This window comes from Acidovorax sp. HMWF029, from assembly GCF_003060895.1.
GTDB lineage: Bacteria > Pseudomonadota > Gammaproteobacteria > Burkholderiales > Burkholderiaceae_C > Acidovorax.
On sequence record NZ_QAIH01000256.1, the window covers coordinates 1 to 8806 of the forward strand.

At 63.3% G+C, this 8806-nt stretch carries 7 protein-coding genes, 1 tRNA gene and 1 pseudogene; 1 reads left to right on the forward strand and 8 read right to left on the reverse strand.

The window, feature by feature from the left end:
- From DBR12_RS18430 to cysS, 8 genes and pseudogenes are all read right to left on the reverse strand, one after another.
- Nucleotides 1-528 (reverse strand): hypothetical protein (locus DBR12_RS18430; protein WP_146185574.1); only part of this gene is annotated, 528 nt, incomplete at its 3' end.
- A gap of 386 nt (nucleotides 529-914) precedes the next feature.
- Nucleotides 915-1007 (reverse strand) — tRNA-Ser (locus DBR12_RS18435).
- 33 nt (nucleotides 1008-1040) lie between these two features.
- Nucleotides 1041-1538 (reverse strand): annotated as a pseudogene (locus DBR12_RS18440) (ACT domain-containing protein); the annotation flags it as partial.
- Between the two features lie 75 nt (nucleotides 1539-1613).
- Entirely contained in the window at nucleotides 1614-2564 is a 951-nt protein-coding gene (gene tilS, locus DBR12_RS18445; protein ID WP_108618594.1) for a tRNA lysidine(34) synthetase TilS, read from the reverse strand.
- A 133-nt stretch (nucleotides 2565-2697) separates the two neighbouring features.
- Nucleotides 2698-4551 (reverse strand): methyl-accepting chemotaxis protein, encoded by a 1854-nt coding sequence (locus tag DBR12_RS18450; protein WP_108618595.1) that lies wholly within the window; start codon nucleotides 4549-4551, stop codon nucleotides 2698-2700.
- Between the two features lie 169 nt (nucleotides 4552-4720).
- Nucleotides 4721-5698, reverse strand: a complete 978-nt coding sequence (locus DBR12_RS18455) for an acetyl-CoA carboxylase carboxyltransferase subunit alpha (RefSeq protein WP_108618596.1) — start codon at nucleotides 5696-5698, stop codon at nucleotides 4721-4723.
- Nucleotides 5699-5796: 98 nt separating this feature from the next.
- Nucleotides 5797-6471 (reverse strand): DNA-3-methyladenine glycosylase, encoded by a 675-nt coding sequence (locus DBR12_RS18460; RefSeq protein ID WP_199226722.1) that lies wholly within the window; start codon nucleotides 6469-6471, stop codon nucleotides 5797-5799.
- A gap of 47 nt (nucleotides 6472-6518) precedes the next feature.
- Nucleotides 6519-7898 (reverse strand): cysteine--tRNA ligase, encoded by a 1380-nt coding sequence (gene cysS, locus DBR12_RS18465; RefSeq protein WP_108618597.1) that lies wholly within the window; start codon nucleotides 7896-7898, stop codon nucleotides 6519-6521.
- 226 nt (nucleotides 7899-8124) lie between these two features.
- On the opposite strand from cysS, the gene DBR12_RS18470 reads away from it, so the two are divergent.
- Nucleotides 8125-8806: tetratricopeptide repeat protein (locus DBR12_RS18470; RefSeq protein WP_146185575.1), on the forward strand; the 682-nt coding region annotated here is incomplete at its 3' end.

Sequence of the window (8806 nt, forward strand, 5' to 3'; positions counted from 1 at the left end):
CTTCCAGTCCCCGCCCCACTCCGGCCCTTCAATGCCCCCCGCAAAAAGCAGCGCGCCTTCTGCCGAACCGCCTGCGCGAATCTCGACCCCAATGCGGTTGGCCAAAGCACCCCGCCGATAGCCCGCAGCAATGCGCAGCGTAAAAATCGGCTGCTGCCCCGGATCGAACACTGCGCCTGAGGTGTTGGTGATGGTGGCCAGCGCAGGCATGGCGGTCCCGTTCCAACCCTCGGCCATCACCACACCATCGCCAAAAACGATAACCCCCCGCGCTGTGGCCCACAGGTTCTTGCCATACCGGAAGATCGGACCGCAGTGCGGGTTGTAGCTGCCCTGCCCGCCTTCGCAATCGACCGCAAAAACGATGTGGTGCCCCCCGCTGACAAAGAAGCGAGACGCATCGACGGTGCACACCAGTTCACCGCCATACGAGGACACAGAGCTTGCAACCCGTGGCAGGTAGCAAAAATCCAGGTCATTGGGTGTCAGACGGAGTTCACGGGAGTGCGCAGTGCGGTGGGGAGTCATGGGGCCCTTGTGCGATGCATGCATCAACCGCCAGCATGCAAGCCCATGAAATACCCAGCATCCCCACACTGATCCGAGCAAGAACACAGCGGCAAACGCAGCCTGAGAGATCAACAGCAAAAACAAGCCCGCACAGGGCGGGCTGAAACCTAGCCAGACACTCCAGGACTTCACCACTCCACCACCCGAAGCGGTGGGCAGGGTTTAGAGTCCACAGGGATCGGACAAGGCTCTTAGGCCCCTCTGATTGGGCATGCAACCCTACCGCTTGGCAATGCGGGAATCACCATGCGCAAGCACGGAGTGATTTCAGGACAAGGCAGGGAGTATGAGCGGATCAGGCAAAAGAAAAAGCCCCGAGTGCAAGGAGCACTTGGGGCTTATCTTGGCGGAAACGGAGGGATTCGAACCCTCGATGAGGCTCTACACCCCATACTCCCTTAGCAGGGGAGCACCTTCGGCCACTCGGTCACGTTTCCAATCCCGCTATTATGCCTCATTTCGGAGGTGATTCAGGCAGCCTGGGCGGTCAGCGGGTCCAAAGCGAAGGCCTTGCGCAGGCTGTGCACAGCCAGTTCCACCTGCGCTTCATCGATCACCACCGAGATATTGGTCTTGGAGGCGGAGATCATCTGGGCAAGAATGCCCGCTTCGCGGAGCGTGCCGAACATCTTGTCGGCCACAGCCATATGGCTGCGCGTGCCGGCGCCGACGATGCTGACTTCGCGCACTCCGGTGTCCCCAACGACTTCCCGTGTGCCCAGTGCGGAAAGCACTGGATCGCGCAGCAGCTCCACGGTACGTGCGCAGTCGCTGCGGTGCACGGTGAAACTGAGATCGGTCTTGCCGTCCTTGCCCATGTTCTGGACGATCGCACCCGCCTCGATGTGGGCATCGGCCATGGTGCGCAGGATATGGGCGGCAATGCCAGGCCGGTGGGGTACACCGAGCGCAGAGACCTTGGCCAAGTCGCTGTTGACCGCAATGCCGAAGACGACGGCTTGTTCCATATTCATGTTCCTTCAAGTGCTGCAGTGGGCCGCTTGTGGTGCACCGCAGCGTTGTGCGTGCGCTGGGCTGCTGATCTAGGGGCTGGACCAATCAAGCCCAGGGCCCAAGCGCACCACAAAGCCACGCCCCACCTTGATGCGGATCTGGTGGCCGCGCGTAGTGCAAGCCAAGATCTGGTCGAGCAACTCACCCAGCTGAGCCGCTGCCGGCGTGGTTTGGTGGACCTGGCGTAGCCAGTGGCGCAGCACATTGGCCTGCCGTGCGCGGCTGAGCCCCTGCAGGGCCTTGATCTGTGGGGGCACCCCCACCAGGGCCAGGTCCTGCTGCGCCATCTCGTGCAGCAATTCGGCAGCCTGGGCCGCGTTGTCGGCTGAGCGTGCAAAAGTGTCGCGAAAGGACGGAAACGCCGCATCCAGCGCGGGCAGCAACTGCGCGCGGATACGGTTGCGCGTGAAGCGCTCGTCAGTATTGGTGGGATCCTCCACCCAGGCCTGACCCTGCGCAACCAGCCAGCGTCGCACGTCCGCCCCTGCCACATGCAGCAGGGGGCGGTGCCAGACCAGGCCCGCCCGCTCCCAGCGGGCAGGCATCGAAGCCAGACCCGCCACGCCCGCGCCGCGCGACAGCGCCAGCAGCAGGGTTTCAGCTTGGTCGTCAGCATGCTGCGCCAATGCTATAGAGTTGATAGCAAAATATCCATTATGGTCGCGCGCAAAGGCCTCAAAAGCCTGGTATCGGGCCTGTCGCGCCGCGTCTTCCGGGCTCTGGCCGGGGGCATGGCGGGCATCGAGTCGCCTCACCACCAGCGGCACGTCCAGCGCCTGGCACAACGCGGTGCAATGCCGCTCAAAACCATCGGCCGCTGCCTGCAAGCCATGGTGCACATGGATCGCCCGCACCTGGCCTGGCCAGCGCCGGGCGCAGCCCAGCAGCAGCGCGGTGGAATCCGCGCCTCCGCTCAGCGCCACTGCCAACGGAAGCGCGGGTACAAAAGCCTGCAGGGCGGCGTCGAAGGATTGGGTCATGCCAGCGGCTCTCGCACCTGGCGGGGACCGGACCGAAGGCCGGAGGCAGAATCAACTAAACATACAAGGCAGCGGGGCATGGGCACCAATTATCGCGGCCGCCCTCGCCTGCCATGCGCGCACTGGAAGCACCTTACCCGCCGGGTGCCGACAAACGCGGCGCCGTGTGCGACGCTTCCGTGGACAAGCGGAAGGTACCCACCACGTCGGACAGCCGCACCGACTGGTCCTTGAGGCTCTGCGCAGCTGCAGCACTTTCCTCCACCAGCGCTGCGTTCTGCTGGGTCATCTGGTCGAGCTGCGCCACGGCTTGGCCTACCTCGTTAATGCTGGTGCTCTGCTCGTTGGTGGAGGCAGTGATCTCGGCCATGATGTCCGTGACGCGTTGCACCGAGGTGACGATGTCGTTCATGGTCGTGCCCGCATCGTGCACCAATCGCGAGCCGTTCTCGACCTGCTCCACCGAGGTGTTGATCAGCGTCTTGATCTCGCGCGCGGCCTCTGCACTGCGCTGGGCCAAACTGCGCACCTCCCCGGCTACCACTGCAAAACCCCGGCCCTGCTCACCTGCGCGGGCCGCCTCTACGGCCGCGTTCAGCGCGAGAATGTTGGTCTGGAAGGCAATGCCGTCGATGACTCCGATGATGTCGTTGATCTTGCGCGATGCGGCATTGATCTGGTCCATGGTAGTGACCACATTCCCCACCACCTGACCGCCGTGCTGCGCCACGTTGGACGCCTGCGCTACCAGTTGGTTGGCCTGTCGCGCGGCATCGGCGTTGTGGCGCACAGTTTCGGTGAGCTGCTGCATGGATGCGGAGGTTTCCTCCAGGCTGGAGGCCGTGAGCTCAGTGCGCCCACTCAGGTCCTGGTTGCCTGTTGCAATCTCTTCGGCGGCCACACGCACCGAGCTACTGGCATCACGTATCTGCGCCAGCACGCCCGCTAGCTTGCCGGCAAAGCTGTTGAAACTGGTGGCAATCTGCGCCAGTTCATCCTCGCCCTGCGCGTCAATGCGGCGCGACAGATCACCGTCGCCTGCGCCGATCTCGTGCATGGCGTCGCGCACCAAGGTCAACTGGCGAAGGCGCCTGGTCAGGATCACGCCCAGCAGCGCGACGGCCACCAGCAACACCAGCACGCTGGAGAAAATCGATGTCGCGAGCATGGAGCGGATGGGCGCCATCGCTTCGCTCTCATCCAAAGCGACCACCAGCATCCACGAGGTACCGGCGATCGGGACCACACTCAGCAGGCGGCTACGCCCTCCAATGTCGGCTTGCAGCAGGCTGGTGCTGTTCTTGGAAGCTGCGACCAGCTTGTCCACCGCGATGTCTTTAGAAAGCTCGGCGATGGGTTTGAGGGTAAGCGCCTGGTCGCGGTGGGCGATGATCTTGCCGTCGGCTGACACCATGAACCCGAAACTCTGGGGCGTGGGCCGGATCGAGGCCACATTGGCCACCACCGACTCCATGTAGACGTCGCCTGCCGCCACGCCTTTGAGGCTGGCACCTGCGCCCACCGGGGTGGCAAACGTCACCACCAGCTTCTGGTCCGACGCGGAAATGTAGGGCGGCGTGACGACCGAAGTACCCGCCTGGGCCGCCTGCTTGTACCAGGGCCTCGCTGTGGGGTCATAGTCCGCCGGCAAACTGCGTGTCTCGGAAAACACGTACTTTTTGTCGGCATAGCCAAAGTAGGCTGTACTGAATTTGCCCGCGTCCCGCAACATGGCCAGCGACTTGGCGGGCTCGGGCTCTTCAAAGGCTGTAACGGACGCTGCAATGATTGCCGACTTGCCACGTGCCCACTCTTCGATGGTCTCGGCATGGCTTTTGGCAGTGTCCAGCCCCTCCTCCGCCAACGCCACCTGCGCCTGCCCGCGCGCAGAAAAATAGTTGACCAGTGTCAGCACCAACAAGGCCCCCACCATGCACAGGGCGGACAACACCAGAATCTGGCCTTTGAGCGTCTTAAGGAGCGACATGGAGCACCCTTCTTGTGGCACCCGCACAGACGGGCGTGAAGCATGTTACATCCGGTATCGCGCCGTGCGCCAGTAGGGGTTAGCACACAAAGTGGCTGACTCTGCTGCAAAAACAACAATGGCCCCGAAGGGCCACTGGTGAAATGTGCGGCGGGGAGCCGCCAGGGAATTAGCGGCTGTCTGCCTTGGTGTCGCTGAAACGGCCATAGCTCTGCAAACGCTCATAGCGGCGGTCCAGCAAGTCCTTGGTCTTGAGATCTGCGACTTGGCGGAATGCATCTCCCAGAGCGCGTTTCAAGAAAGCGGCCATCTGCTTATGGTCGCGGTGGGCACCGCCCACGGGCTCGCTCACGATCTTGTCCACGAGGCCCAGGGCCTTCAGGCGGTGGGCGGTGATGCCCAAGGCATCGGCCGCCTCCTGGGCCTTGTCGCTGGTTTTCCAGAGGATGGACGCACAGCCCTCAGGGCTGATCACGGAGTAAATGGCGTACTGCAGCATCACCACCTGGTCGGCCACGCTGATGGCCAGCGCACCGCCGGAGCCGCCTTCGCCGATGATGGTGGTGATGATGGGCACTTCGAGTTGCGCCATCTCGAAAATGTTGCGGCCGATGGCCTCAGACTGGCCGCGCTCCTCGGCGTCGATGCCGGGGTAGGCTCCGGGCGTGTCCACAAAGGTGAACACGGGCAGCTTGAACTTCTCGGCCGTCTTCATCAGGCGCAGGGCCTTGCGGTAGCCCTCAGGCTTGCTCATGCCGAAGTTGCGCATGGCGCGCTCCTTCGTGTCACGGCCCTTCTGGTGGCCGATGACCATGCAGGCATGGCCGTTGAAGCGCGCGAGGCCACCCACGATGGACTGGTCGTCCGCGTAGTGGCGGTCGCCGTGCAGCTCCACGAAGTCGGTGAAGATGTCGCGCACGTAGTCGAGCGTGTAGGGGCGCTCGGGGTGGCGGGCGATCTTGGTGATCTGCCAGGGCGACAACTCGCTGTAGATGTCCTTGGTGAGCTGCTGGCTCTTCTTGCTCAGCTGGTCGATCTCTTCCGAGATATCGACAGCACTCTCGGTCTGCACGTAGCGCAGTTCTTCAATTTTGGACTCCAGCTCAGCGATGGGCTGCTCGAAATCCAGAAAGGTCTTTTTCGCCAACGTTGTTCTCCTAGGGGCTCGCGCCGGGGGCGTGCCACGATGAATGGCACGCACTGTAACCGACGGTTAACGATTTTTTTAAAACGCGTCAGAAGACGTCAGTAAGCAACCGGCAGAGGGTCAAGCGAGCGCCAAATATACCAAGTCGCCACACTGCACCAGGGCTTCCAGGCCTCGGCCACCTCGCGGGCGTCGCTGCGGCTCACGGGGTCGCCCGAGAAGTAATTTTGGCTGATTCCGGTGATTAACCCTGGGTCGTCCAGGGGCAAAACATTGGGCCTCATCAAATAAAAGATCAAAAACATCTCGGCCGTCCAGCGGCCGATACCGCGAATCGCCACCAGCTCGGCAATGATGGCCTCATCCTCCATCGCCGCCCAGTCCTTCACATGCAGCTTGCCACTCTCAAAGTGCATGGCCAGATCCACCAGGTAATCCACCTTGCGGGCGGACAGGCCTGCGGCGCGCATGTCGTCGATCTTGAGCTTGAGCACGCTGGCGGGCCTCATGCCACGCGGCAGCAGCGCCACGAGACGTTCCCACACGGCCTGCGCTGAAGCCACCGACACCTGCTGGCCCACGATGGAGCGCGCCAGTGTGATGAACGGGTCGCCCCGGGTCTGCAGTGCGGCGTCGCCAAACTGTGGGATCAGGCGCTTCATCACCCGATCTTTTTTCACCAGATGTTTGCACGCCTCGGCCCAGTAGTCGGGCGTGGCCAGCACCAACGGCGGCGTTGCAGCGTCGCTCGCTATCTTTTTAGAAGCTGCCACGGCTTACCCCATGCGCCACAGCGGCATTTTTCGCATACAAGTGGGGTTCACTGCGCGGCTTCCCATGTCGTGCCCGAAGCGGAGTCCTTGAGCACGATACCCTGGGCCAGCAGCGCCTGGCGGATGCGGTCGGCCTCGGCGAAGTTCTTAGCGGCCTTAGCAGCGGCACGAGCGGCAATCTGCGCCTGGATGTCGGCTTCGTTCGCGCCTGCACCCGCCTGCAGGAAGGCCTTGGGATCGCCCTGCAACACCCCCAGGCAACCGCCCAACGCCTTGAGCAGCCCGGCCAGCTCGGCCGAGCGGGTTTTGTTGACCTCGCCCGCCAGCTCGAACAGCACAGCCACGGCTTCGGGCGTGCCAAAGTCCTCGTCCATGGCAGCCTTGAAGCGGGCTGCATAGGGACTGCTCCAGTCGATGGAAGCCACTTCGGCAGGGGCCACCAGGCTCAGCGCCGTGTACAGGCGCTTCAAAGCCTGGCGCGCGTCATCCAGGTGCGCGTCGCTGTAGTTGAGGGCGCTGCGGTAGTGGGCACGCACCATGAAGAAGCGCAGCGTCTCCGCGTCGTAGCTCTTGAGCACGTCGCGGATGGTGAAGAAGTTGCCCAGGCTCTTGGACATCTTCTCGTTGTCCACGCGCACAAAGCCGTTGTGCACCCAGAATCTGGCCAAAGGTTGGCCGGTGGCGCCTTCGCTCTGGGCTATTTCGTTCTCGTGGTGGGGGAACTGCAGGTCCGCGCCGCCGCCGTGGATATCAAAGGTCTCTCCCAGCGTGGCGCCGCACATGGCCGAGCACTCGATGTGCCAGCCGGGGCGGCCCGAGCCGAACACGCTGTCCCACTTGGCTTCAGGCGGCTCCTCAGGCTTGGAGGCTTTCCACAACACGAAATCGAGCGGGTCTTCCTTGCCATCGAGCACGGCCACGCGCTCGCCTGCGCGCAACTCATCCAGCGACTTGCCCGAGAGCTTGCCGTAACCGTCGAACTTGCGCACCGAGTAGTTCACGTCGCCATTGCTGGCGCGGTAGGCCAGACCCTTGCCTTCAAGCTGGCCAATGAGCGAGAGCATCTGGGGCACGTACTCTGTGGCACGCGGCTCCACAGTGGGCGGCTCGATGCCCAGCAGGCCGATGTCCTGGTGCATGGCGGCGACCATCTCGTCGGTGAGCTGGCGGATGGTGATACCCCGCTCCAGCGCCCGCTTGATGATCTTGTCGTCGATGTCGGTGATGTTGCGCACATAGGTGACGCGATAACCGCTGCTTTTCAACCAGCGCTGCACCACATCAAAAGCCATCATCATGCGGGCGTGGCCAATGTGGCACAGGTCATAGATGGTCATGCCGCACACATACATGCGCACGTGACCGGATTCGAGCGGGGAAAAGTCCTCCAATGCACGCGAAAGCGTGTTGTAGATGCGCAAACTCATGAAATATCAGTCAGGGGATGGGGTGGTTGGGTGCCAAGATGCACCCGGCAGCAGAGGGGGTCTGGAACAGGTTTTCAGAGCCCTCGGCGGGGGTTGGCCCGGCAGGGGGCCTACAGCAAAATCACCCGCGGCAACAGCGTTCCGTCATGACAACCCCCTCAGCTACAATCCGCCGCAGTATAAGCCCCCGCCCCGGCGGGCCGCTGCCCAACACCCCGGAATCCCCATGAAGCCAGTCCTCCGCACCCTTCCACAACTCCTGCGCCTGGTGGCGCTGACCGCGCTGCTGGGCACGGGCGTGGCCCATGCCGAGGACTACTCTGAGATCACGCAACTGCTCAAGACGGGCAAAGCCGCAGAAGCCCTGGTCAAGGCCGATCAGCGCTTGGCCGCCACCCCGCGCGACCCGCAATTGCGCTTTCTGCGCGGCGTGGCGCAGGCCGACAGCGGCAAACAGGGTGAGGCCATCACCACGTTCACGAAGCTGACTGAAGAGTATCCCGAGCTGCCCGAGCCCTACAACAATCTGGCCGTGCTTTACGCCAACCAGAACCAGCTGGACAAAGCCCGTACGGCACTTGAAATGGCGATCCGTACCAACCCCAGCTATGCCACCGCGCACGAAAACCTGGGCGACATTTACGCCAAGTTGGCCAGCCAGGCCTACAACAAGGCCCTGCAGCTGGATGCCACCAGCGCCAACTCAGTCAAGCCCAAACTGGCCCTGATCCGCGAGCTGTTCTCTGCCGACGCAGCCAGCAAGTCCGGGCGCCCTGCGGCTGCAGCCCCCGCCCCCGCCGCCGTAGTGGCCACACAGCGCCCGGCGCCTGCGCCTGCCGCAGCAGCGCCTGCACCCGCAGCACCCACGCCGGCCCCCGCAGCTGCGGCAGCCCCGGCGGCTGCAGTGC